24 protein-coding genes and 1 pseudogene are annotated in these 21,589 nt (G+C 56.4%); 9 read left to right on the plus strand and 16 right to left on the minus strand.

Going from position 1 to position 21,589, the window contains the following annotated elements; all coding sequences use genetic code 11:
- Positions 1-12: 12 nt before the first annotated feature.
- Positions 13-744: pseudogene (gene gspC / locus A3466_RS02260) on the minus strand (type II secretion system protein GspC).
- A gap of 300 nt (positions 745-1,044) precedes the next feature.
- Between gspC and A3466_RS02265 the strand changes: the two are divergent.
- Positions 1,045-2,607, plus strand: coding sequence for an ExeA family protein (locus A3466_RS02265; RefSeq protein WP_063449214.1), 1,563 nt, complete (start codon positions 1,045-1,047; stop codon positions 2,605-2,607).
- Entirely contained in the window at positions 2,607-3,245 is a 639-nt protein-coding gene (locus A3466_RS02270; RefSeq protein ID WP_063449215.1) for a hypothetical protein, read from the plus strand. The genes A3466_RS02265 and A3466_RS02270 overlap by 1 nt, the downstream gene beginning before the upstream one ends.
- Here A3466_RS02270 and A3466_RS02275 read toward each other — a convergent pair.
- The 3 genes from A3466_RS02275 to A3466_RS02285 all read right to left on the minus strand — a co-directional run bounded on the left by A3466_RS02275 (position 3,242) and on the right by A3466_RS02285 (position 5,280).
- A complete protein-coding gene (locus A3466_RS02275) occupies positions 3,242-3,865 on the minus strand; it encodes a helix-turn-helix domain-containing protein (protein WP_063449216.1) in 624 nt (207 codons plus the stop codon). The two genes, A3466_RS02270 and A3466_RS02275, sit on opposite strands and share 4 nt — an antisense overlap.
- Before the next feature lie 264 nt (positions 3,866-4,129).
- Complete coding sequence (locus tag A3466_RS02280; RefSeq protein ID WP_063449217.1) at positions 4,130-4,960, minus strand: N-acetylmuramoyl-L-alanine amidase; 831 nt, start codon at positions 4,958-4,960, stop codon at positions 4,130-4,132.
- The gene (locus A3466_RS02285; RefSeq protein WP_063449218.1) at positions 4,960-5,280 is read right to left on the minus strand and encodes a heavy metal-binding domain-containing protein; all 321 of its coding nucleotides are present in this window, start codon (positions 5,278-5,280) and stop codon (positions 4,960-4,962) included. Before A3466_RS02285 ends, A3466_RS02280 begins: the two co-directional genes overlap by 1 nt.
- Before the next feature lie 97 nt (positions 5,281-5,377).
- Between A3466_RS02285 and A3466_RS02290 the strand changes: the two genes are divergently transcribed.
- From A3466_RS02290 to artJ, 6 genes are all read left to right on the plus strand, one after another.
- Positions 5,378-5,896, plus strand: coding sequence for a lipoprotein (locus A3466_RS02290; RefSeq protein WP_063449219.1), 519 nt, complete (start codon positions 5,378-5,380; stop codon positions 5,894-5,896).
- Positions 5,897-6,122: 226 nt separating this feature from the next.
- On the plus strand, positions 6,123-6,851 hold the full coding sequence (gene artP, locus A3466_RS02295) for an arginine ABC transporter ATP-binding protein ArtP (protein WP_063449220.1): 729 nt from the start codon (positions 6,123-6,125) through the stop codon (positions 6,849-6,851).
- Between the two features lie 18 nt (positions 6,852-6,869).
- Positions 6,870-7,601, plus strand: coding sequence for an arginine ABC transporter substrate-binding protein ArtI (gene artI, locus A3466_RS02300; RefSeq protein WP_063449221.1), 732 nt, complete (start codon positions 6,870-6,872; stop codon positions 7,599-7,601).
- A gap of 6 nt (positions 7,602-7,607) precedes the next feature.
- Positions 7,608-8,324, plus strand: coding sequence for an arginine ABC transporter permease ArtQ (artQ, locus tag A3466_RS02305; protein ID WP_063449222.1), 717 nt, complete (start codon positions 7,608-7,610; stop codon positions 8,322-8,324).
- Entirely contained in the window at positions 8,324-8,992 is a 669-nt protein-coding gene (gene artM, locus A3466_RS02310; RefSeq protein WP_063449223.1) for an arginine ABC transporter permease ArtM, read from the plus strand. The genes artQ and artM overlap by 1 nt, the downstream gene beginning before the upstream one ends.
- 177 nt (positions 8,993-9,169) lie before the next feature.
- Complete coding sequence (gene artJ / locus A3466_RS02315; protein WP_063449224.1) at positions 9,170-9,901, plus strand: arginine ABC transporter substrate-binding protein ArtJ; 732 nt, start codon at positions 9,170-9,172, stop codon at positions 9,899-9,901.
- A 75-nt stretch (positions 9,902-9,976) separates the two neighbouring features.
- Here artJ and A3466_RS02320 read toward each other — a convergent pair whose 3' ends face one another.
- From A3466_RS02320 to nfsA, 11 genes are all read right to left on the minus strand, one after another.
- Positions 9,977-11,446: a sensor histidine kinase gene (locus tag A3466_RS02320; RefSeq protein WP_063449225.1), complete on the minus strand. Its 1,470-nt coding sequence runs from the start codon at positions 11,444-11,446 to the stop codon at positions 9,977-9,979.
- Complete coding sequence (locus A3466_RS02325) at positions 11,430-12,137, minus strand: response regulator transcription factor (protein ID WP_063449226.1); 708 nt, start codon at positions 12,135-12,137, stop codon at positions 11,430-11,432. The genes A3466_RS02320 and A3466_RS02325 overlap by 17 nt, the downstream gene beginning before the upstream one ends.
- 72 nt (positions 12,138-12,209) lie before the next feature.
- A complete protein-coding gene (rlmC, locus tag A3466_RS02335; RefSeq protein WP_063449227.1) occupies positions 12,210-13,337 on the minus strand; it encodes a 23S rRNA (uracil(747)-C(5))-methyltransferase RlmC in 1,128 nt (375 codons plus the stop codon).
- Positions 13,338-13,377: 40 nt separating this feature from the next.
- The gene (locus A3466_RS02340) at positions 13,378-13,875 is read right to left on the minus strand and encodes a YbjO family protein (protein ID WP_087878582.1); all 498 of its coding nucleotides are present in this window, start codon (positions 13,873-13,875) and stop codon (positions 13,378-13,380) included.
- Between the two features lie 42 nt (positions 13,876-13,917).
- Positions 13,918-14,763, minus strand: coding sequence for a putrescine ABC transporter permease PotI (potI, locus tag A3466_RS02345; protein ID WP_063449228.1), 846 nt, complete (start codon positions 14,761-14,763; stop codon positions 13,918-13,920).
- The gene (potH, locus tag A3466_RS02350; protein WP_063449229.1) at positions 14,760-15,713 is read right to left on the minus strand and encodes a putrescine ABC transporter permease PotH; all 954 of its coding nucleotides are present in this window, start codon (positions 15,711-15,713) and stop codon (positions 14,760-14,762) included. Before potH ends, potI begins: the two co-directional genes overlap by 4 nt.
- Positions 15,714-15,722: 9 nt before the next feature.
- Complete coding sequence (potG, locus tag A3466_RS02355) at positions 15,723-16,856, minus strand: putrescine ABC transporter ATP-binding subunit PotG (RefSeq protein ID WP_047735313.1); 1,134 nt, start codon at positions 16,854-16,856, stop codon at positions 15,723-15,725.
- A gap of 143 nt (positions 16,857-16,999) precedes the next feature.
- Positions 17,000-18,112 (minus strand): spermidine/putrescine ABC transporter substrate-binding protein PotF, encoded by a 1,113-nt coding sequence (gene potF / locus A3466_RS02360; RefSeq protein ID WP_063449230.1) that lies wholly within the window; start codon positions 18,110-18,112, stop codon positions 17,000-17,002.
- A 352-nt stretch (positions 18,113-18,464) separates the two neighbouring features.
- Positions 18,465-18,941: a YbjN domain-containing protein gene (locus tag A3466_RS02365; protein WP_003858385.1), complete on the minus strand. Its 477-nt coding sequence runs from the start codon at positions 18,939-18,941 to the stop codon at positions 18,465-18,467.
- Positions 18,942-19,004: 63 nt separating this feature from the next.
- Positions 19,005-19,907, minus strand: coding sequence for a 30S ribosomal protein S6--L-glutamate ligase (gene rimK, locus A3466_RS02370; RefSeq protein WP_063449231.1), 903 nt, complete (start codon positions 19,905-19,907; stop codon positions 19,005-19,007).
- A gap of 64 nt (positions 19,908-19,971) precedes the next feature.
- Positions 19,972-20,694, minus strand: coding sequence for a nitroreductase NfsA (nfsA, locus tag A3466_RS02375; RefSeq protein ID WP_063449232.1), 723 nt, complete (start codon positions 20,692-20,694; stop codon positions 19,972-19,974).
- Positions 20,695-20,879: 185 nt separating this feature from the next.
- Between nfsA and A3466_RS02380 the strand changes: the two genes are divergently transcribed.
- The gene (locus tag A3466_RS02380) at positions 20,880-21,149 is read left to right on the plus strand and encodes a GrxA family glutaredoxin (RefSeq protein WP_014169305.1); all 270 of its coding nucleotides are present in this window, start codon (positions 20,880-20,882) and stop codon (positions 21,147-21,149) included.
- A gap of 35 nt (positions 21,150-21,184) precedes the next feature.
- On the opposite strand, the gene A3466_RS02385 is transcribed toward A3466_RS02380, so the two are convergent.
- Positions 21,185-21,559 (minus strand): inner membrane protein YbjM, encoded by a 375-nt coding sequence (locus A3466_RS02385; protein WP_063449233.1) that lies wholly within the window; start codon positions 21,557-21,559, stop codon positions 21,185-21,187.
- Between the last annotated feature and the right edge of the window lie 30 nt (positions 21,560-21,589).

Genomic DNA, 21,589 nt, shown 5'->3' on the forward strand with positions numbered 1-21,589 from the left:
TCTGTACACTTGTTAATTGTTTAGAACATTGACCCGAATATTTTCAAGGTGAGCGTGACGCCGAACCACGACCTCCGCCTCTTTCATTTTCGACCAGTTAGCAATAATGCTTTTCGCTTATGCTTCGTCAGTCATATCGACAGAATTAACTTTTACCGCCACATCCCCTTTTTCCAGACCAGACTGGCTGTAGAACGAGGAGGCATTCCGTGGGTTGATCCTGTAGCCTTCCAGCTGGCCCTTTTCTATTAACGGCTTTAACACCAGATAATCATCCAGATGCAAACTGTCTGCACCGGGATCTTTTGTCGATTTGGTCACCGGGCCGCTTTCTGTGCCGCCCTTAAAATAGTCCGGCTTATTTAATGCCAGTACCTGCGTAGCACCTTCATAATTAACCACCACATTGTCTTTATTAATTTCCTGAATAAATGCGTCGTTAAAGCCGGTGAGCGGTTCGCCCTCGCGGTAGCTTTTCTGACCGCCCGGCGTCTTGATGACGGCGAAGGAGAGCCAGGCGTCATCGCTGCTCACGATGCCCTCGATTTCCGCCGCCAGCGGGGCTTTTACCGCCGCGGGCACGTTATCCTGACGCACGGCCGCGGTGAATAGCGTGAAAACTTTTTCCTCACGCAAGGTTTTCAGCGGCTGCTCGTCAGAATTAGCCAACTTATTCGTAACTTTTTTATAATCTTTAAAGGTGAGATACCCTTGCTGGCCGCAAAAAATCAGCAGCACAAACATAATACAAGGCGTTATCCACCGTGACAGAAATGAGAACCTCATTTTTTATCCGGCCTATAGCAAAGCAAAAATAAGCAGCGTCATACTGCGCCAATATGGATGAAAATAGTAATAAGCTGTTGCAAATGCGACCACTGACTTTGCCGCTAACTTTCATAAAGAAAAATATTGACCGTATAAAATCCAGATGTTAGACACTGCCAGCAGGATATTTTTACCCTGTTTGCAAATTGACCACTCATGAGCATTAACTTACTTTCTGGTGCAGTTGCTATTCCTAATCAGAGACGGTAAGTCGTTATGTATCAGAGCCACTTTAATTTTAAAAACCCGCCATTCAGGACGATCGCCCGTTTATCCGGGGATTTTCTGGTGCCTTATCATCAGGATGTCTTTAACCTGCTGAAAGAGAAAACCCAACAGGCGGGCATTATCGGGCTCTTTAGCGACGACGCGCCGCTTTTGGCTCACTTCAGCGATGCGCTGAAAACCAGCAGCGGCAACGTACTTGCCATCAACGCGTTTCCGAAATTGAGTGCCAGTAGCCTGCTGTACAAGCTCAACCCGGGAACGAAAGCGATCGGCAACCGTATGCAGGCGGTGGATGCCGTACTGCGCCAGTGGCAGGAGGGGAAAGCGAAATCCAGAGTGCTGACCATCGCCCACTCCGAAGCCATGAAAGAGAGCTGTCTGGAAGTCCTGGGTACGCTGCTCACGCGTGCCCAGGAGCTGAACGTCCGCCTGTCCGTGGTGTTAACGGGCGCAGCGGATCGGGAAAGCCTGATTAAGCAACCTGAACTGCGCGAATATATGCACACCCATCACGTTCTGCGCCCCCTGACCTGCCGCGAATACCTGAGCTACGTTCAGGCGCAGTGCGAAGAACACGGCTGTGAAAATTCGCCGTTAACGCCGGCCCGCGTGCGCAAAATGCACGCGCTGACCAAGGGCAACATCAGCCAGCTCAATGCTCTGGCACACCTGTCAATGCTCGCCGCCTGGACGGAACGCGCGGCGCAGGTCAGCCCGCTTCATTTACGCCTGGCGGCGGGAGAGATCCTGCCCGCCAAAAAACAGGGTAAACGCCTGGCGACCGTGGGGCTGTTCGCGTCGGTGCTGTTTGCGGCCTGCGGCTGGTATCTGACCTCGTCGATCAGCGCGCACCTTCCCATCCCGCTGCCGGTCCCCGTCAGCTGGAAACAGCAGACGCCAAAACCTGATGCAGCCATGGTGCCGGTTATCGACAACGAAGTGGTGAATCAGCCGGATGCGATGCACCAGCTTTATCTGATGTGGGGGTATGACGCCTCGGCAGAAGAGGCCCTGTGCCATAACGCGGCGAAGGTGAACCTGATGTGTAAGCAGGGGAACGCTTCGCCGGATGCGCTGGCGCGGGAGGGGTATCCGTGGGTCAGCGAGCTCAAAACCGGCGGCCACCTTAACTATGCGGTTGTCGCCCGGGTCGGTGACACGTCGATTGACCTGCTCATGAATAACCGCACCTGGCAGGTGAGCCGCAGCTGGTTTAACCAGCATGCGACCGGCAATTTCACCCAGCTGCACCGCCTGACGCCGGAAGGCCAGGACGCGATCGGCGCCGCCAGCGACGGTAAAGACATGACCTGGCTCGATCAGCAGTTAAGCCTCGCGCTCAGCAAGCCGGAAACGCACGCCCGGATCTGGACCGCAGAGATGATGAAACGCACCCGCGAGTTCCAGCAACAAATGAAACTGCACGTGGACGGTATCCCGGGAGAAGATACGCTGATGCAATTAATGCGCGTGACTAATAGCACGCCGAGCGTACTGATTCAGGCCGCCCGCACCACCGCGAACGCGAAAACGCAGGAGAAAAAAGCCTAATGTCGACCATCTGTCTTGCGGCCCAGCGCAGTTACTCAACCGGAGAGGCGGTCTGGTTCTCGTACCGCCTCCCCAGCCTGAAAAACGTATTCGGCAAAACGGTGTTATGGGCGTTCGGGCTTTGCGCCATGCTGGTTGCCGGCCTGTATGCACATGTGTACTGGCACCTCCGCCACCCGACGCCCGAACCGTTCAAAGCCAGCGTGGCGAAGCCGGAAACGCAGCTTTCGGATATGCATTATGTGTATGTGAGCAAACCGTTCCCGCATCCGCAGCCTAAAGCTGCTCCGGTGCATGCTGATGTTCCGCTCATGCAGGATCTGCCCATAAACAGCGATGATGCCGACTGGCAGCAGGCGCCCGACGGCGCGGTGCCGCAGGACACGTCGCGGGATACGCTACCGGGAACCGAGGCGCACGAGCGCGACGTCACGCCTGCCACCGCAGGCAGCAACGATGCGTCGCTGGAAGAATTACTTAAGCAGGCGTTAAAAGAACAGGAGCAGGATTATTCGCAGGGAAAAATACCCGCGCCGCCGGTAGACGAAACGCAGGATAATACACAGGCAAGCGTAAAACAGAGCGATAATAGCCGGCCTCCGTCAGATGAATCAGGAGACCGGCGGGAGCAGCATTAATATTTTTCAGGCAGTGAGGTGAGATTAAGCAGACGACCTTTTTCCACCACAATATACTGGCCTTTTTTAAGGTCGGAGAGAATTTTGATAATGGTGCTGCGCGCCAGGTTAGTGTATTCCTGAATGTAATCATAAACGTTGATATCGCGTTGATGCTGGACAATCAGATCGTTTATTTCATATAAAAATTCGCGGACAACGGAATACGCGCTGCGGGCAACCAGAACATCATCGCGTTTGCTCAGCATGCAGATATACCAGGAAAGCACCTTCGTCAGTTCAGGCCACAGGTTTTTCTCGGTCATCAGCCGGGCGAAATCCTCTTTCTTAACTGAGCGAACCACGGTATTGGCCCGCACGAGGCCGTACATATGGGCGGACTGGTAGTACATTGATGAGAGGCCAAATATGCAGTATCCCGTTACGGTGAACATGCACAGTTCGTCAGACTCGCGGCGAAACTCTACCTCTCCGCTAACGATAATATGGATATATTCGGAATCAGCCGTAGAAATTTTTTGCCATTTCTTTAGCGTTTTTTCCTCAACGCCGGAAGTGGCAGCAATAATTTTTTCCATTTCAGGCTGCGGTCGTAATTTTTTTGCGTAGATGCTTAGCATTGTTATACCCGATTTAAGATTTTAATGATTAATAATGGCCCCGGACTGATGCCGGATCCTGAATATGAGTCCTGATGATCTTCTCAAGAAAAAAAAAGAAGGAATAATGCTTATATTTATTTGCCAATTTAGTTAGCAAGCTATGTGTCTATCTTAAATCCGGATAATTTTAAGTCAATTTACTAAAAGTTAATTGACGATGTACTTAAGATTAATCTTATGACAAGTAAGGGGAATTTACCTATTCGGGGGTATTCCGAAGAATTACCCCTGTCCGTATTTTTCTAACAGCGCTTCGGCGATAGCCAGGGATTCAACGTCGGCTACGCCGTTCCACAGCTGCGGGCGGAAATGCATCTGGAACGCCATGATAATGCGTTTTTGCTGCGCGGGGGTGCTGTCTTCGGGCACCTCGTAGCCGTAGCGGGCCAGCAGATCGAGCAGCGCCGCGGTATCCACCGGCTCATAACGCGATCGCCCGTTCATATAGAACGCCACGCGCGCCGGATCGGGCCAGGCGCCTATCCCCTGCTGCGCCAGCTCGCGCCACGGGAACAGCGGGCCGGGATCGTCCTTACGCTGCGGGGCAATATCGGCATGGGCCACCACGTTCTGCGGTTTGATGTCGTAGCGGGCAATGATGTCTTTGGCGAGAGGGATCAGCGCCGCGATTTGTGCCGGTTCGAAAGGCACGAAGGTTTTTACCCCTCCAACTTTCTGCCAGCCGCGGTTCTCCAGCTCAATTCCCACGGAGGTATCGTTGATGCGGTTGGTGCCGCGCCAGAAGCTGATACCCGCATGCCAGGCAAGCTCACTCTCCGGCACCAGCTGCCAGATACGCGGTTTGCCGTCTGGCGCGGGGGGCCTGGCGGGGATGAGATAATGCGAGCTGACGTTTTTATCGGTCAGGGTTGCAAGCGAGGTGTCAAAATCGTCTGCGGTGTAGTGAATAACCAGCACCTTTATACGCGGGTAGGCCGCCTGCGCCTGATGGCGGGTATCCAGCTCGTAAGCGCCCATATCAACAATGCCTTTTTCTGCGGCGCATCCTGCCAGCAGCAGCGCCAGCAGGACGGCTGAGAGCGAACGCTTCATCAACGGATCTTCACCGCCGTGCCGCTTACGCTCACCATCAGCATGCTGGCATCTTTACCGACCGTTTCGTAGTCGATATCAATGCCCACCACCGCATCCGCGCCCAGCGCCTTGGCCTGCTCGCCCAGCTCCTTAAACGCAATCTCTCGCGCTTTACGCAGCTCTTTTTCATACGCGCCGGAGCGCCCGCCGACGATGTCGCGAATGCCGGCAAAAAAGTCGCGGAAGACGTTGGCGCCAAGGATCGCCTCGCCGGTGACCACGCCGCAGTACTCGGTGATCGGTTGCCCTTCCAGGGTTGGGGTCGTTGAAAACTGCATACTTTCTCTCCTTCTTTAGCGTTCAATGCGTTAGCAACTGCATTATCGGTTCGTTACGCTATGATTGAAAGGATAGTTAATAAATAAGGAAATCAACATGCGCTACTCTGCTTTAACGCTTTTAGTGCCCTGCGCGCTGGTGCTCAGCGCCTGCACTACGCCGGTCACGCCAGCCTTTAAGGATATCGGTTCCCGCAGCGGCCCCTGCATCGAGGGCGGCCCGGATGCCGTGGCGCAACAGTTCTATGATTATCGCATTCAGCATCGCGGTAATGACCTCACCGCCCTGCGCCCGTACCTGAGCGATAACCTGGCGAAACTGCTTAACGACGCCTCGCGCGATCCGCAGCATAACGCGCTGCTGTCTGCCGATCCGTTCTCCAGCCGCGCGACGCTGCCCGACAGCGCCGAGGTTGCCAGCGCGTCAACCATTCCGAACACCGACGCGCGCAATATCCCGCTGCGCGTGAAACTGACGCAGGGCACCCAGACCTGGCAGGATGAAGTGCTGATGATCCGTGAAGGGCAGTGCTGGGCCATTGATGATGTTCGCTACATTGGCGGCAGCGTTCATGCCCCGGCTGGCACACTGCGCCAGTCCGTTGAAAACCGCTAACGCAGCGGTGAAATAAACGTTAACCCCGTAAAATGTCCGGCATTTCAGGCGGAATGCCGACATTTATTCTCGCCCCCCTCCCCCTTCGCTATTTTGTGCTATGTTTAAGTAGAAACACGGGTTATATTTAACTTTTAACGCAGAAATATTGCATAACTATTCTGTCAACGGTACTATCTGCGGCCTCAATTGCTATAGATTGCCTGGATGAGTAAAGACTGCCCCGATGAGTATTAAACTAAACGGCATTAACTGCTTCTACGGCGCACACCAGGCGCTGTTCGACATTACGCTGAGCTGCCCGGAGGGCGAAACGCTGGTTTTGCTCGGCCCAAGCGGCGCGGGAAAAAGCTCCCTTCTGCGCGTTCTGAATCTGCTTGAAATGCCCCGCTCGGGCACGCTGGCCATTGCCGGTAACCATTTTGATTTTGCGAAAACCCCTTCTGATAAAGCGATTCGTGAACTGCGTCAAAACGTGGGTATGGTTTTTCAGCAATACAATCTCTGGCCGCACCTGACCGTGGTACAAAACCTGATTGAAGCCCCGTGTCGCGTGCTCGGCTTAAGCAAAGATCGGGCGATGGCGCGTGCCGACAAGTTGCTGGAACGTCTGCGCCTGAAGCCCTACAGCGACCGCTATCCGCTTCACCTCTCCGGTGGTCAGCAGCAGCGTGTGGCGATTGCCCGTGCGCTGATGATGGAGCCGGCGGTGCTGCTGTTTGATGAGCCGACTGCGGCGCTGGATCCGGAAATTACTGCCCAGATCGTAAGTATTATTCGCGAGCTGGCGGAAACCAACATTACCCAGGTCATCGTGACCCACGAGGTGGAAGTGGCGCGCAAAACCGCCAGCCGCGTGGTCTACATGGAAAACGGGTATATCGTTGAGCAAGGTGACGCGAGCTGCTTCACTAACCCGCAAACCGATGCCTTCAAAAATTACTTATCTCACTGACGTGTTAGGGAAATTATAATGAAAAAAGTATTGATTGCCGCGCTGCTCGCTAGCGTCAGCCTTTCCGCTACCGCAGCCCAGACCATCCGTTTCGCCACCGAAGCGTCTTATCCTCCGTTTGAATCCATCGATGCGAACAACAAAATTGTTGGCTTCGACGTGGACCTGGCCAACGCCCTGTGTAAAGAGATCGACGCGACCTGCACCTTCAGCAACCAGTCGTTCGACAGCCTGATCCCGAGCCTGAAGTTCCGCCGCATCGACGCGGTGATGGCCGGCATGGACATCACCCCGGAGCGTGAAAAGCAGGTTCTGTTCACTGCGCCTTACTATGACAACTCTGCCCTGTTCATCGGTCAGAAAGGCAAATACGCTTCTGTCGATCTGCTGAAAGGCAAGAAGGTGGGCGTTCAAAACGGCACCACGCACCAGAAATTCATCATGGATAAGCATCCGGAAATCACCACCGTGCCGTATGACAGCTACCAGAACGCGAAGCTGGACCTGCAAAACGGTCGTATCGATGCGGTCTTCGGGGACACGGCTGTCGTGACTGAATGGCTGAAAGCGAACGACAAGCTGGCCGCCGTGGGTGACAAGGTGACCGATAAAGACTACTTCGGTACAGGTCTGGGTATTGCTGTACGTCAGGGCAACACCGAGTTGCAGCAGAAATTCAACGCTGCGCTGGAAAAAGTGAAGAAAGACGGCACCTACGAAACCATCTACAAAAAATGGTTCCAGAAGTAATTCCTGATGAATGAAATTTTTCCTTTAGCAAGCGCCGCCGGGATGACCGTCGGCCTTGCCGTTTGTGCACTGATTATCGGCCTGGTACTTGCGATGTTCTTTGCGGTGTGGGAGTCCGTTAAGTGGCGCCCTGTCGCATGGCTCGGTTCAGCGCTGGTGACTGTGCTGCGCGGGTTGCCAGAAATTCTGGTGGTCCTGTTTATCTATTTCGGTTCCTCACAGCTGCTGCTCACGCTGTCGGACGGCTTTACCCTTAACCTCGGCGTTGCGCAGATCCCGGTGCAGATGCAGATCGAGAACTTCGACGTCAGCCCGTTCCTGTGCGGCGTGATTGCGCTCTCCCTGCTCTATTCGGCCTATGCGTCACAAACGCTGCGTGGCGCGCTGAAGGCAGTACCGCAGGGTCAGTGGGAATCCGGCCAGGCGCTGGGCCTGTCGAAAGCGGCGATCTTCTTCCGCCTGGTGATGCCGCAAATGTGGCGTCATGCCCTGCCAGGGCTGGGTAATCAGTGGCTGGTCCTGTTGAAAGATACCGCGCTGGTGAGCCTGATCAGCGTGAACGATTTGATGCTGCAAACCAAAAGTATCGCCACCCGTACGCAGGAGCCTTTTACCTGGTACATTGTGGCGGCAGCGATCTACCTGGCGATCACGTTGCTGAGCCAGTACGTTCTTAAGCGTATTGATCTGCGTGCAACGCGTTTTGAACGGAGACCAGGCTGATGCTGGACTATTTACCCGAACTGATGAAAGGGCTGCACACCAGCCTGACGCTGACCGTGGCGTCCATCATCGTGGCGCTGATTCTGGCGCTGATCTTCACCATCGTCCTGACGCTGAAAACGCCGGTGCTGGTGTGGATTGTACGCGGTTACATTACGCTGTTTACCGGTACGCCGCTGCTGGTGCAAATCTTCCTGATTTACTACGGCCCGGGGCAGTTCCCGTCGTTGCAGAAATACCCGGTGATCTGGCACCTGCTCTCTGAGCCGTGGCTATGCGCCCTGATTGCCCTCTCGCTGAATAGCGCCGCCTACACCACGCAGCTGTTTTACGGTGCGATCCGCGCGATCCCGGAAGGCCAGTGGCAGTCCTGCGGCGCGCTGGGCATGAGCAAGAAGGACACGCTGGCGATCCTGCTGCCGTACGCCTTTAAGCGCGCGCTCTCTTCCTATTCCAACGAAGTCGTTCTGGTGTTCAAAAGTACCTCTCTGGCCTACACCATCACCCTGATGGAAGTGATGGGTCACGGGCAGCTGCTGTATGGACGCACCTACGACGTGATGGTGTTCGGTGCGGCCGGGCTTGTGTATCTGGTGGTCAACGGCCTGCTGACGCTGATGATGCGCCTGATCGAGCGTAAGGCGCTGGCATTCGAGCGGAGATCGTAGGTCAGGCAAGCGCAGCGCCGCCCGGCATGAAATGCATAATCGTGAATACACGTGACGGATAACCTTTTGGTTATCCGTTTTTTTTTGTCCACCACCTGATATATAATCATTTATATTGCATATAAATTCATTAAATGGCATTGTACGTTCATAAGACCTACAGACGGGAGCAACACAATGAAAAAGTTAGTTCTGGCCGCATTACTGGCAACCTTCGCCGCTGGCGCGTCAGCCGCAGATAAAATCAATTTCGGCGTTTCTGCCACCTATCCGCCGTTTGAATCGCTGGATGCCAGCAACCAGATCGTCGGCTTTGACATCGACCTGGCGAAAGCGCTGTGCAAGCAGATGCAGGCCGACTGCACCTTTACTAACCACGCGTTTGACAGCCTGATCCCGTCCCTCAAGTTCAAAAAATATGATGCGGTGATCTCCGGTATGGATATCACGCCAGAGCGCAGCAAGCAGGTTGCGTTCACCGACCCGTACTACGCGAACTCTGCGGTGGTGATTGCGAAGAAAGGCGCGTACACCTCCTTTGACCAGCTGAAAGGCAAGCGCATCGGCATGGAAAACGGCACCACGCACCAGAAATATCTCCAGGACAAGCATCCTGAAGTCAAAAACGTGGCCTATGACAGCTACCAGAACGCGATTATCGACCTGAAAAATGGCCGTATTGACGGCGTATTCGGCGACACCGCCGTGGTGAACGAATGGCTGAAAACCAACCCGCAGCTGGGGACGGCGACCGAGAAAGTGACCGATCCGCAGTACTTCGGCACTGGCCTCGGCATCGCGGTACGCCCGGATAACAAAGCCCTGCTGGAGAAACTGAACGGCGCGCTGAAAGCGATCAAGGCTGATGGTACGTACCAGAAAATCAGCGAGCAGTGGTTCCCGCAGTAATCTCTTTTTGCCGGGTGGTCTGGCCTACGGGGGTGGTCTGTAGGCCGGGTAAGCGCAGCGCCACCCGGCAATTTCTCACAACGGCACAAAGAACCTGAACCGCGCCCCGCTCACGGACTCCATCAGCCGGATCCCCCCGCCGTGCAGCTCCAGCATTCTTTTCACAATCAACAGCCCTAATCCGCCCCGGTTGTCCCGCGACGCCTGAGGATTTAACGCTGAAGGCCGCTGGAACAGATCGTCCCGCAAGGCCGCATCGACGCCCGCGCCGTTATCTTCCACTTCAACCTGCAACCGGTCGTTCTCCTGCCACACCGCCAGACGAATGTCTCCGCCCGGTGGCGTATGGCGTATGGCGTTATCCAGCAGATTCGTCACCACCCGTTCAATCATGGAGACGTCGGCGTTCACCAGCGGCAGCGGACCCGGCACATCAATATGCAGATTTAACTCCCGCGTGCGGGCGGCCAGCTCAAACTTCTGCGCCACGTCGGAAATCAGCTCGGCCATGGCAAAACGCTCGCGCTGGGGCTTGATGCCGCCGTGCTCAAGACGCGCCAGCTCAAACAGCTGCTGCGACAGATGGCGCACCTTTTGCCCCTGACGCAGCGCGGTGGCGAGATACTGCTGGTGCTCCTGCGGCGTCAGCGTCGCGGATTTCAGCGACAGCGTTTCCAGATACCCCAGCAGCGAGGTCAGCGGCGTACGCAAATCATGTGAAATATTGGCGATAAATTCGCGGCGCTGACGGTCGCTGTCGGCCAGCCGATCCCACTGAGAGGTGATTTTGCGCGCCAGCTCAATAAAGGTATTGCGCAGGATCGCCACTTCATCCTGGCCGGCAGGCGCCAGCGGCTGGGCCGCCAGCTGCTTGATCGCGCTGATGCTGTCCTGCTCCAGCCCGGCCACGTCCATCGTGAGCTGTTTGACCGGACGCGTCACCCAGTACCAGATGAGCAGCCCCGCCAGCAGGCCAAACAGCGCCACCAGCAGCATGGACCACAGCGCCGTACTCCAGAGCGCTTTGTGCCAGGCCAACTCCGCCAGCGCGTTGAACTCTTCCCCCTGCAAAATAATGTACAGATAGCCCTTCAGCTCGCCGTCCTGACGCAGCGGCGTGGCGCTGAAGATCTTTTTATTCTGACTGCGGGGGTCGTCGCCCAGCACCGGCATCACCGTCCCGCTCAGGAAATTTTGAATCGGCGCAAGGTCAATTTTTTGCCGCTGGATGTGGCCCGGCGGGGCGGCATCGGCCAGGATTTCGCCATCCGGGGAGACAACATACAGCTCGACGCTCGGATTAAAGGTCATCAGCCGGTCGAACAGGGGCTTTAAGGCACTGCGATCCACCCTGCCCTGCGCGTCCAGAATCGGTTCCCGCTGGACGATCTGCTGCGCCAGCCCGCCGGATAGCCGCTGCACCATGGCGTTGCCGTACTGCATGCTGCTGTAGAGCTGCACCGCACAGGCAACGGTAGCGCAGAGCAGCAATAATGCCGTAAACAGCAGCGTCAGGCGCTGGCTCAGGCTAAAGCGACGCATCATGGTTACGCTCCGCAAACTTATAGCCTTTGCCCCAGACGGTGCGAATGATTTCCGGCTCGGCGGCATCTTTCTCAATTTTGATGCGCAGGCGATTGATGTGGGTATTGACGGTGTGTTCGTAGCCTTCGTGCTGATAGCCCCACACCTGCTCCAGCAGCGCCAGCCGCGAGAAGACCTCGCCGGGATGGCGGGCAAAGAAATAGAGCAGCTCAAATTCGCGCGGGGTGAGATCGACGTGTTGCCCGTTGAGACGCACGCTGCGCGCCAGCGGATCGATAGTCAGGCCGTGCGCATGGATAATGCCGTCCGTCTGCGCCTGCCCCATCGCCTGCTGACGGCGGAACAGCGCCTTAATGCGGGCAATCAGCTCCTGCACCGAGAACGGTTTTGCCAGATAATCATCCGCCCCGGTTTCCAGGCCGGTAATACGATCGGTTTCACTGCTGCGGGCGCTAATGATGATAATGGGCAGGTAGCGGGTCATCTGGCGGATACGGCGGCAAATTTCCAGGCCGTCGACGTTCGGCAGCATCAGATCGAGGATCACCGCGTCCCACGGCTGTTTTTCCAGAAGCGGTAACGCCTTTCCCCCATCCGGCTCGTGGGTAATGGTGTAGCCTTCGTCTTCTAAGTTGAGGCGCAGGAGCGCCGCAATATCGTGGTCATCTTCCACCAGCAGGATCTGCTTCATCGGTAAGCCTTTATTCAATTTTTATGACGTAAGCTTACCTGATTTCGCAGGGATGAAGAGTTCACATTTTGTTTAAGATTTCACGAGCAACGTCAGCACTTCGTAATGCGCGGTGTGCGGGAACATATCAAAGAGCTGAACGCGCTCAATGCGGTAACCCGGCAGGCTGGCGATATCTTTCGCCATGGTCTGTGCGTTACAGCTGGAATAAACGATGTACTTAGGTGCCATCTGGCTCAGGTAGTCGCAAAGTGCCTGGCCGATACCCCGTCGCGGCGGATTCACCAGCACCAGCTCCGGCACGTTGCCCTGGCCGGTCGCGAACTGCGTGGAGTCCAGCGCCTGGAAGTGCAGATTGGTTAACCCCAGTTCAGCGGCGGACTGCTTTGCGCAGGCAATCGCTTCGGCGGAGATCTCAATGCCGGTGAGCTGCATCTCAGGCGTGGCGCAGTGCAGACCAAAGCCGCCGACGCCGCAGAACAGATCCCACATATGATGAACCTGTAACGCGCGCACCCAGTTGCGCGCGGTGGCGTACAGCGCGCTGGCGACGGTGGGGTTAGTCTGGAAGAAACTTTGCGGACGGATCCACAACGGCACGCCGTTGAAGTTCTCCGCCAGCGCATGCTGTTCGGTGAAGAAAATCTCTTTCTCCCCTTCCATGATCGCCATGTGCACCGGCTGAATGTTGGCCGTAATCACCCGCAACTGTGGAAGCTGGGCCTGCAATGCCGGAAGCGCTGCGCGTAGCTGCTCCAGCTTGCTCTCGGAGCGCAGCACGAAGCGCAGCATCATGCCGCCGTCCATCTGGCTTTCGGTCAACAGGAGGTATTTCAGTTCGCCGCGCCTGCGGGCAACGTTATAGGGCGTTAACCCCGCGCGGGCGATAAACGGCTTCAGTGCGGCAAACACCGGTTCAAACGAAGCGGGATACAGCGGGCAGGCGGTGAGGTCTTCCGGCGTGCCGTCACGGTGCAGCATGCCCAGCAGCGGCTTTTCGACGCTGCCGCTGACCACCATTTTGGCTTTATTACGAAAGCCCTGCTCCGGCCCGCTGACGGGTTCGCACCACTCGCCCACCGCGTGACCGGCAAGCAGCTGCTGTAAATCGGCCATTTTGGCGGTGAGTTGTTGAGAGACCGGCTGCTCTATCCACTGACAGGAGCGGCAGCGACCGGCGTCATAGAGTGCGCACTGCATATGAAAACCTCAAGGAAAACGAGGGCTGCGATTATACACATTATTGCAGGCGGAAGAACCGCCGACTGGAGGCGGGAACATAGAGCAGGCAGAGCACCAGCATGTCCGGCAATTTCTGCATAACTAAGGAATGGAAAATCTCGCGGCGGGAGCCGCCGGGAATGCTGAACAGCTCCGGATAGCCGTAGCCCAGCGAGGCGGCCCACAGATAGCTGGCGGCGGTGATCTGCGTAAGAAAATAGACCCAGCGCGCCCAGTTGCGCCCCTTTACCAGCGAGAACGCGCAGTAGATCTCAATAAACACCAGCATCAGGCTGCTAAGAAACACCAGCGTCAGATTCCACGTCTGCGCGCTGCGATGAATGAACTCCCCCATGCCCCGCGGGCCCAGCGTGTTCATAATCATCAGCACATCCAGGCAGCGGATCATAATAATGGCGAGCGCCGCCACCTGAACCAGCGCAGGGACGTTCGGACGGGCGTGCGAATGACGTGTTTTTTGCAAGAATCCCAATGTTTTTACTTCCCTGAAAAACAGTGCCGCGTCATGCGCGGCACATCACTGGAAATAATAATTCCTTCAGCCGCGTCTTGCACGCTGGATATCGCGAACGCGCTGCTTTTCCGCGCGCGCCATCAAATACCAGGCGATAAATCCGACAATTCCGACCACGCCGAGAATGATAGACGCCAGGGCGTTAATCTCCGGATTCACCCCCATGCGCACGCTGGAGAAGACCAGCATCGGCAGCGTCGTCGCGCCCGGCCCCGAGACAAAGCTGGCGATAACCAGATCGTCGAGCGAGAGCGTGAACGCCAGCAGCCAGCCGGAGATGACCGCCGGCATAATCATCGGCAGCGTGATGATGAAGAAAACCTTCAGCGGCGTGGCACCGAGATCCATCGCCGCCTCTTCAATGGAGCGGTCCAGCTCGCGCAGACGCGAAGAGATCACCACCGCCACGTACGCCGTACAGAAGGTCACGTGCGCCAGCCAGATGGTGAGCATCCCGCGATCCGCCGGCCAGCCGATGGCGTGCGCCAGCGCCACAAACAGCAGCAGCAGCGACAGGCCGGTGATCACGTCCGGCATCACCAGCGGCGCGGTGATCATAAACGCAAAGCCGTTGGCCCCGCGGAAGCGGCCAAAGCGCACCATCACCAGCGCGGCAATCGTGCCCAGCACGCAGGCCATCGTCGCCGCCAGCGCTGCAATGGTCAGGCTTAATCCGACCGCGCTCATCATCGCCTCGTCGTGGAACAGCGCGCTATACCAGCGCGTTGACCAGCCCGCCCAGACGGTTACCAGCTTTGAACTGTTGAACGAGTAGATCACCAGCATCAGCATCGGCGCATACAGGAAGGTGAAGCCAATCACGAGGATCAGAATGCGCCACGGAGAGCGTACTACCGGCAAGTTGTTCATCCGCGATCTCCCATCTGTTTCTGCTGATGCTTGTGGAACCACATGATCGGCACGATCAGCAGCAGCAACATGACGATCGCCACCGCCGAGGCCACCGGCCAGTCGCGGTTATTGAAGAACTCCTGCCACAGCACGCGGCCAATCATGATGCTATCCGGACCGCCGAGCAGTTCCGGGATCACAAACTCCCCGACCGCCGGGATAAACACCAGCATCGACCCGGCAATGATCCCGCCTTTGGTCAGCGGCACGATCACGCTGAAGAAGGTCTTCAGTGGCCGCGCGCCGAGATCCAGTGAGGCTTCCACCAGCGAGTAGTCAATGCGCGTCAGGGCGGTGTAAATCGGTAGCACCATAAACGGCAGGTAGGCGTAAACAATCCCGATATACACCGCGAGGTTAGTATGCAGGATGGTCAACGGCTGGTCGATGACGCCAAGCCACAGCAGAAAGTTATTCAGGATGCCATTATTTTTCAGGATCCCCATCCAGGCGTATACGCGGATCAGGAACGACGTCCACGACGGTAAAATCACCAGCAGCAGCAAAATGTTTCGCGTTGACGGCTTGCTGTGCGCCACCGCCCACGCCAGCGGGTAGCCCATCAGCAGACAGCAGATCGTCGAGACGGCAGCCACCTGTAACGACTGTAAATAGGCTTCGAAATAGAGCGGATCCTCGGTGAGCTGGAGGAAGTTGCCCAGATTTAGCGTCAGCGTCAGCTGCCCGTCGGCCCACTCCCACAGATCGGTGTACGGCGGGATCGCCCGCGCCATCTCCGCCAGGCTGATCTTAAAGACTATCAGGAACGGCAGCAGAAACAGCAGGGTCAGCCAGATATACGGCATGGCGATGACCAGCTTGCGGCCATGCGCCATCTGCACGCGCGCCAGCCAGCGCGCGAAGACGCCCGGTGTTTTGACGCGGGCTGGAGGTTCAAGTGTACTCATGGCCGCTCCTTATACCGTCAGTACGACGCAGCTGTCCGCATCCCAGCACAGGCTCACTTCGTCGCCCCAGGTTGGCTGTCCCTTGCGATACCGGTGCTCGTTCTGTAGCTGGGCGCTGAGCATCTGCCCGCTTTTCAGGCGGACGTGATAAATCGACAGGTCGCCGAGATAGGCAATGTGCACCACTTCGCCCACGGCAAAGTTATAGCCATCGGTGGGCGGCTCATCGCAAAGCATGATTTTTTCCGGGCGCAGGGCCACGTAGACCGGCACGTTGTCTACTACGGAGTTGTCAGAGTCAACCTTCAGCGGGTGCACCAGCCCCGGCGATTCAATCACCAGGCCATCGTCCTGACGCTCCTTCAGCAGCCCTTCGAAGACGTTCACCGAGCCGATAAACTCCGCGCTGTAGCGGGTGGTCGGGTGCTCGTAAATCTCTTCCGGCTCGCCAATCTGCACGAACTTACCGCGATTCATGATCGCAATGCGCCCGGCCATGGTCATCGCCTCTTCCTGGTCGTGGGTCACCATCACGCAGGTCACGCCCACGCGCTCGAGGATATCCACCACTTCCAGCTGCATCCGGTCGCGCAGCTTTTTATCCAGAGCGCCCATCGGCTCGTCGAGCAGCAGCAGCTTCGGACGCTTCGCCAGGCTTCTTGCCAGCGCCACGCGCTGACGCTGGCCGCCGGAAAGCTGGTGCGGCTTGCGCTTCGCGAACTCCTGCATGTGCACCAGGCTCAGCATCTCTGCCACGCGCGCGGTGATTTCGGCTTTTGGCAGCTTGTCCTGCTTCAGGCCGAAGGCGATATTCTGCTCGACGGTCATGTGCGGAAACAGCGCGTAGGACTGAAACATCATGTTTATGGGCCGCTGGTACGGCGGCACGCTGGAGAGATCAACGCCGTCCAGCACTATCTGCCCGGCGGTCGGCTGTTCAAACCCGGCGAGCATGCGCAGCAGCGTGGACTTACCGCAGCCCGATGCGCCGAGCAGAGCGAATATTTCGCCTTTGTAGATCGTCAGGCTAACGTCGTCCACGGCATGCTGGCCGTCGAAGGATTTGGTGAGGTTACGAATTTCAAGAAGCGGGGTCAGCGCTTTACGGACTTTCGCCTGCGGGCGGGGGATCGCGTCATTCACGGGGTGCTCTCCGGCATAGATCAACACTGGTGCAAACGCACCGTCAGGGTGCGCATCGCCGGGCGGCGCTAACGCTTGCCCGGCCTACGGGTTGTGTCGGCCCGGTAAGCGTTAGCGCCACCGGGCAACGATATCAAACGCCGTTACTTACCGCTTTTCACCTTCGTCCACGCGCGGGTACGCACGCGGTCGATCTTAGGCTCCTGCACCTTCAGGGTGAACAGCCTGGCAAAGACGTCCGCTGGCGGATAGATTGCCGGGTTATTGCGGATCTCCTCGCTGACCATCGGCACGGAGGCCTTGTTACCGTTAGCGTAGTAAACGTGGTCGCTAATGTGGGCAATCACTTCCGGACGCATCAGGTAGTTGAGGAACTGATACGCTTCCTCTTTGTTTTTTGCATCAGCCGGCATGGCGAAGACGTCGAAGAACGCCAGCGCGCCCTCTTTTGGAATGAAGTAGGAAACATTCACGCCGTTTTTCGCCTCTTTCGCACGGTTCGCCGCCTGCCAGACGTCACCCGCCCAGCCGATCGCCACGCAGATATCGCCGTTCGCCAGGTCGTTGATGTACTGAGAGGAGTGGAAGTAGCGAATATTCGGACGCAGCTTTAGCAGCAGGTCGGTTGCCGGACCGGTGTAGTCGTCGGCCTTGCTGCTGTTGGGATCTTTGCCGAGGTAGTTAAGCACGGTGGCAAAGATTTCTTCAGGCGCATCGAGGAAAGAGACGCCGCAGCTTTTGAGTTTCTCGAGATTTTCCGGCTTCAGCACCACGTCCCAGCTGTCCAGCTTAACGTCCGGGCCCAGCGCGGCTTTGACCTTATCCACGTTAAAGCCGATGCCGGTGGTCGCCCACAGGTATGGCATCGCGTATTTATTCTCCGGATCGTGCTTAGCCACCAGTTTCAGCACCTCCGGGTCGAGGTTTTTCCAGTTTGGTAATTTGCTCTTATCCAGCGGCTGGAAAACGCCGGCAGTCAACTGACGCTCAAGGAAACTTGCCGACGGCACAACCAGATCAAAGCCGGTACTGCCCGCCATCAGTTTACCTTCCAGCACTTCGTTGGAATCGAATACGTCGTAGACCACTTTAATCCCGGTCTCTTTTTCAAAATTGGCGACGGTGTCCGGCGCAATATAGTCAGACCAGTTATAGACGTGCAGCGTTTTTTGTTCCGCAGCGAGCGTGCCGGCAGAGACGGCCATCAGAGCACCCGCAACCAGACCCGATAACCATTTTTTATTCAAGGCGATCATATTGTTATTCCTTCTGAAAGCTCGTTAACAAACGAACCAAAACTGTGCAGCCTGAAGATATGCAATAATCATGCATAGTTTGTCGCTCTGCCCGAAATAAATATACCCCCCTTTTTCCGGCAGGATCCGCTCGCTTTTTTAAGCATCGCAAGAATAACTGTAGCCCGTGTCTCCGGCTATAGCCCAGACGAAAAAACGCCTTTTATCAATTTTTTATGCAGATTATGTCTACGTGATAAGCCGAAACGGCCTGAGAGGAGGTGAAAAATTCTTTAAATAAAGGTTAAAAGCAGCAGAAAAAACGGTGTTATGCAGCCGCTCTGGCAGCGACTGCGCAAAAAGTCAGACGGCCTTAGTGGAGAAAATTGGGAGATGCATCATTATTCTCAGCATCATCTTCCGCGCTGTACAGCAGGTGGTGTGCGTTGGCTTCCATCATTACCATGGAAATCTGCTCTTCGCTCAGGCGCATAAACCAGGCGAACTGCTTGAAGGAGAGCCCGGCGCCGGAGAATAAAGACTGGCAAACCACCAGCTTCGGTAGGTTATCATCCTGTATGTCGAGAAACGCTTTGACCGTCAGAGAGCTGGCGTTAATTGCAGACAGATCGGACGCCAGCGCCAGCAGCGCAGAAGGCTTCACTTCGGCCAGCGCCGAGAAAAGAATGACGTCGTTAATCAGATCGATTTTGGCATCGAAAATGCCGTCGAAATTTTGCATGTGAGGCAGATGCAGCGCCTGGCAGGAGTCGCATTCGAAGAAAGTAATACCGGCATCATCAAGCCATTGACGTAACGTATCCAGTGTAGGTACGACCTGTAAATCCATCGCTGTGCAGCCTCTTAAATAAAAACGTTGTCCAGATTACGCAAAAAGTGCGCGCCGATCCATTTAACCGCCCGTTTTCAGGCAAAATCCCGGCGTCGCGTGACGTTCAATCCACGCGATCATTTTACCTGCAATATCGACGCCCGTGGTTTTTTCCACCCCTTCCAGCCCCGGCGAGGCGTTGACCTCCATCACCAGCGGCCCGCGCTCGGCGCGCAGCAGATCGACCCCCGCAACGTCCAGGCCTAACGTCTGTGCGGCTTTCACCGCAATCGCGCGCTCGCGCTCGCTGATAATGGTCACCCGCGCAACACCGCCGCGGTGTAGGTTTGAGCGGAAGTCGCCCTCTTTCGCCTGCCGCTCAATGGCAGCCACCACTTCATCGCCCACCACAAAGCAGCGGATATCGCACCCTTTGGCCTCTTTAATATATTCCTGCACCAGAATATGGGCATTCAGACCGCGAAACGCGTCGATCACGCTTTCAGCCGCCTGACGCGTCTCCGCCAGTACCACCCCGATTCCCTGCGTGCCTTCCACCAGCTTTATGACCAGCGGCGCACCGCCCACCATGTCGATCAAATCGCTGGTGTCGTCCGGGGAGTGGGCAATCCCGGTGACGGGCAGATCGATTCCCTGGCGCGCCAGCAGCTGTAACGAGCGCAGTTTATCGCGGGCGCGGGAAATCGCCACGGACTCGTTGAGCGGATAGCTTCCCAGCATTTCAAACTGGCGCAGCGCAGCCGTGCCGTAATAGGTGATCTGGGAGCCAATGCGGGGGATCACCGCATCGAAGTGCGGCAGCTTGCGGCCCTTGTAGTGAATCGACGACGCCGCAGGATCGATGTTCATATAGCAGGACATCGGATCGAGGATCTCAATCTGATGCCCGCGCTTCGCCGCCGCTTCTCGCAGACGTTTACATGAATAGAGCGTTCCATCCCGGGACAATATGGCAATCTTCACCCTGCACCTCTCTAAAGACATGGTAAAAGCCTGCCTATCATACACGAGGCGCGGGAGGAATGGACTACCGCGTTGCCCAGCCCTGCTTGTGCAGGTAATCAAGAATGAACGGGCGGCTCTCCTTGATAATGGTGCGACGAATATGGTCGCTCCAGGTGTCGCGACGGTTGTTGCTGTCGCGCGTCAGGTAGTAGTTCGCCAGCTCTTCGTCGTATTGATTCAGAACGTCCTGGTCGACCGGCTGGTAGTGGTTTTCATGCACCAGCATCGCGGCAGGAATACGCGGCTTCAGATCCGGGTTATCCGCCGGCCAGCCGAGGCACAGGCCAAACAGCGGCAGCACGTGTTTCGGCAGCTTCAGCAGCTCGGTCACGCTTTCGATGTTGTTGCGCAGCCCGCCGATATACACCCCGCCAAGCCCCAGCGATTCCGCCGCCGTGAAGGCGTTTTGCGCCATCAGCGCCGTATCGACCACGCCCAGCAGCAGCTGTTCCGCCAACCCCAGCTCCGCCTCAGGGCAGATTTGCAGGTGACGGTTAAAATCGGCGCAGAACACCCAGAACTCGGCCGCCTGGGCAACGTGCTTTTGTCCGCCCGTGAGCGTCACCAGTTGTTCACGCATCGCCGGATCGGTGATGCGGATAATCGAGCTGCACTGCAAAAAGCTGGAGCTGGAGGTGCCGCGCGCGCTGTCGATGATCGCTTCCCGCTGTGCCTGAGTAATCGGCTCATCGGTAAAATGGCGAATGGAACGGTGGGAACGAAGCAGGTCAATGGTTGGCGTCATTTTGTCTCTCTTTGTATTGCGTAAAACGTATGGCAGCCAGTATAGGCAATGATCCCCATGATGTAATTGGCGAAACATAGCCTGACTGTATCAAAGTGACAGGTGAAACCTTCTTTCCATGACGACAGGTTATCGTGCACTATAGGCATTATTCGCCGTCAGGCTTGTTTTTTGAGGAGAGAGAAATGTTTGCAGTAATTTTTGGTCGTCCAGGATGCCCTTACTGTGTGCGCGCGAAAGAGCTGGCAGAGAAACTGACTGAAGAACGTGATGATTTTAACTTCCGCTACGTGGATATCCACGCGGAAGGCATCAGCAAAGCCGATCTGGAAAAAACCGTGGGTAAACCGGTTGAAACCGTGCCGCAGATCTTCCTCGATCAGAAACACATCGGCGGCTGCACCGATTTTGAAGCCTACGCCAAAGAGCACCTTGGCCTGTTTGCCGCTCAGTAAGGCAATCTGAAGACGCCCTCACCCTGAGGGCGTTTTTATTTACGGTGTTTCCGCTGTTGCAGCAGGCTACGCGTAAATAAGAAACACAGCGCGCCCAGCGCACACCAGAAAACGCCGCTCAACAACCACGCCACTTCCTGCCAGACGCTCCTCGACGAGAGAAACAGCACGCGCATCAGAAGCAAGCAGATGGGTGCCGCAAGGATTGCTCCCAGAAGCGGCATCACCACCTCGCCTTTGCGCGAGAGAAAACTGGCCACTGCCCCCGGCAGAATGAAAAACAGCAGGCCCAGCTCCGGATGACCGGACGCTCTGAAGGCGCCCTTCACGTTAAATGCAAGCGACATGCAAACGACCGTAAACAGCAAAAAACAGCTGATTACGCCAGCCCAGTTTCGTTTAAAGTTCAAACTATCCTCCTGACTTATCTCTATCAAATA

The sequence above is a fragment of the Enterobacter genomosp. S genome, from assembly GCF_001631805.1.
In the GTDB taxonomy this organism is placed as follows: Bacteria; Pseudomonadota; Gammaproteobacteria; order Enterobacterales; family Enterobacteriaceae; genus Enterobacter; species Enterobacter quasihormaechei.

Coding starts and splice junctions, on each gene's coding strand:
- A3466_RS02265 (WP_063449214.1), top strand. CDS start 1,045: ATGTATCAGAGCCACTTTAATTTTAAAAACCCGCCATTCAGGACGATC.
- A3466_RS02270 (WP_063449215.1), top strand. CDS start 2,607: ATGTCGACCATCTGTCTTGCGGCCCAGCGCAGTTACTCAACCGGAGAG.
- A3466_RS02275 (WP_063449216.1), bottom strand. CDS start 3,865: ATGCTAAGCATCTACGCAAAAAAATTACGACCGCAGCCTGAAATGGAA.
- A3466_RS02280 (WP_063449217.1), bottom strand. CDS start 4,960: ATGAAGCGTTCGCTCTCAGCCGTCCTGCTGGCGCTGCTGCTGGCAGGA.
- A3466_RS02285 (WP_063449218.1), bottom strand. CDS start 5,280: ATGCAGTTTTCAACGACCCCAACCCTGGAAGGGCAACCGATCACCGAG.
- A3466_RS02290 (WP_063449219.1), top strand. CDS start 5,378: ATGCGCTACTCTGCTTTAACGCTTTTAGTGCCCTGCGCGCTGGTGCTC.
- artP (WP_063449220.1), top strand. CDS start 6,123: ATGAGTATTAAACTAAACGGCATTAACTGCTTCTACGGCGCACACCAG.
- artI (WP_063449221.1), top strand. CDS start 6,870: ATGAAAAAAGTATTGATTGCCGCGCTGCTCGCTAGCGTCAGCCTTTCC.
- artQ (WP_063449222.1), top strand. CDS start 7,608: ATGAATGAAATTTTTCCTTTAGCAAGCGCCGCCGGGATGACCGTCGGC.
- artM (WP_063449223.1), top strand. CDS start 8,324: ATGCTGGACTATTTACCCGAACTGATGAAAGGGCTGCACACCAGCCTG.
- artJ (WP_063449224.1), top strand. CDS start 9,170: ATGAAAAAGTTAGTTCTGGCCGCATTACTGGCAACCTTCGCCGCTGGC.
- A3466_RS02320 (WP_063449225.1), bottom strand. CDS start 11,446: ATGATGCGTCGCTTTAGCCTGAGCCAGCGCCTGACGCTGCTGTTTACG.
- A3466_RS02325 (WP_063449226.1), bottom strand. CDS start 12,137: ATGAAGCAGATCCTGCTGGTGGAAGATGACCACGATATTGCGGCGCTC.
- rlmC (WP_063449227.1), bottom strand. CDS start 13,337: ATGCAGTGCGCACTCTATGACGCCGGTCGCTGCCGCTCCTGTCAGTGG.
- potI (WP_063449228.1), bottom strand. CDS start 14,763: ATGAACAACTTGCCGGTAGTACGCTCTCCGTGGCGCATTCTGATCCTC.
- potH (WP_063449229.1), bottom strand. CDS start 15,713: ATGAGTACACTTGAACCTCCAGCCCGCGTCAAAACACCGGGCGTCTTC.
- potF (WP_063449230.1), bottom strand. CDS start 18,112: ATGATCGCCTTGAATAAAAAATGGTTATCGGGTCTGGTTGCGGGTGCT.
- A3466_RS02365 (WP_003858385.1), bottom strand. CDS start 18,941: ATGGATTTACAGGTCGTACCTACACTGGATACGTTACGTCAATGGCTT.
- nfsA (WP_063449232.1), bottom strand. CDS start 20,694: ATGACGCCAACCATTGACCTGCTTCGTTCCCACCGTTCCATTCGCCAT.
- A3466_RS02380 (WP_014169305.1), top strand. CDS start 20,880: ATGTTTGCAGTAATTTTTGGTCGTCCAGGATGCCCTTACTGTGTGCGC.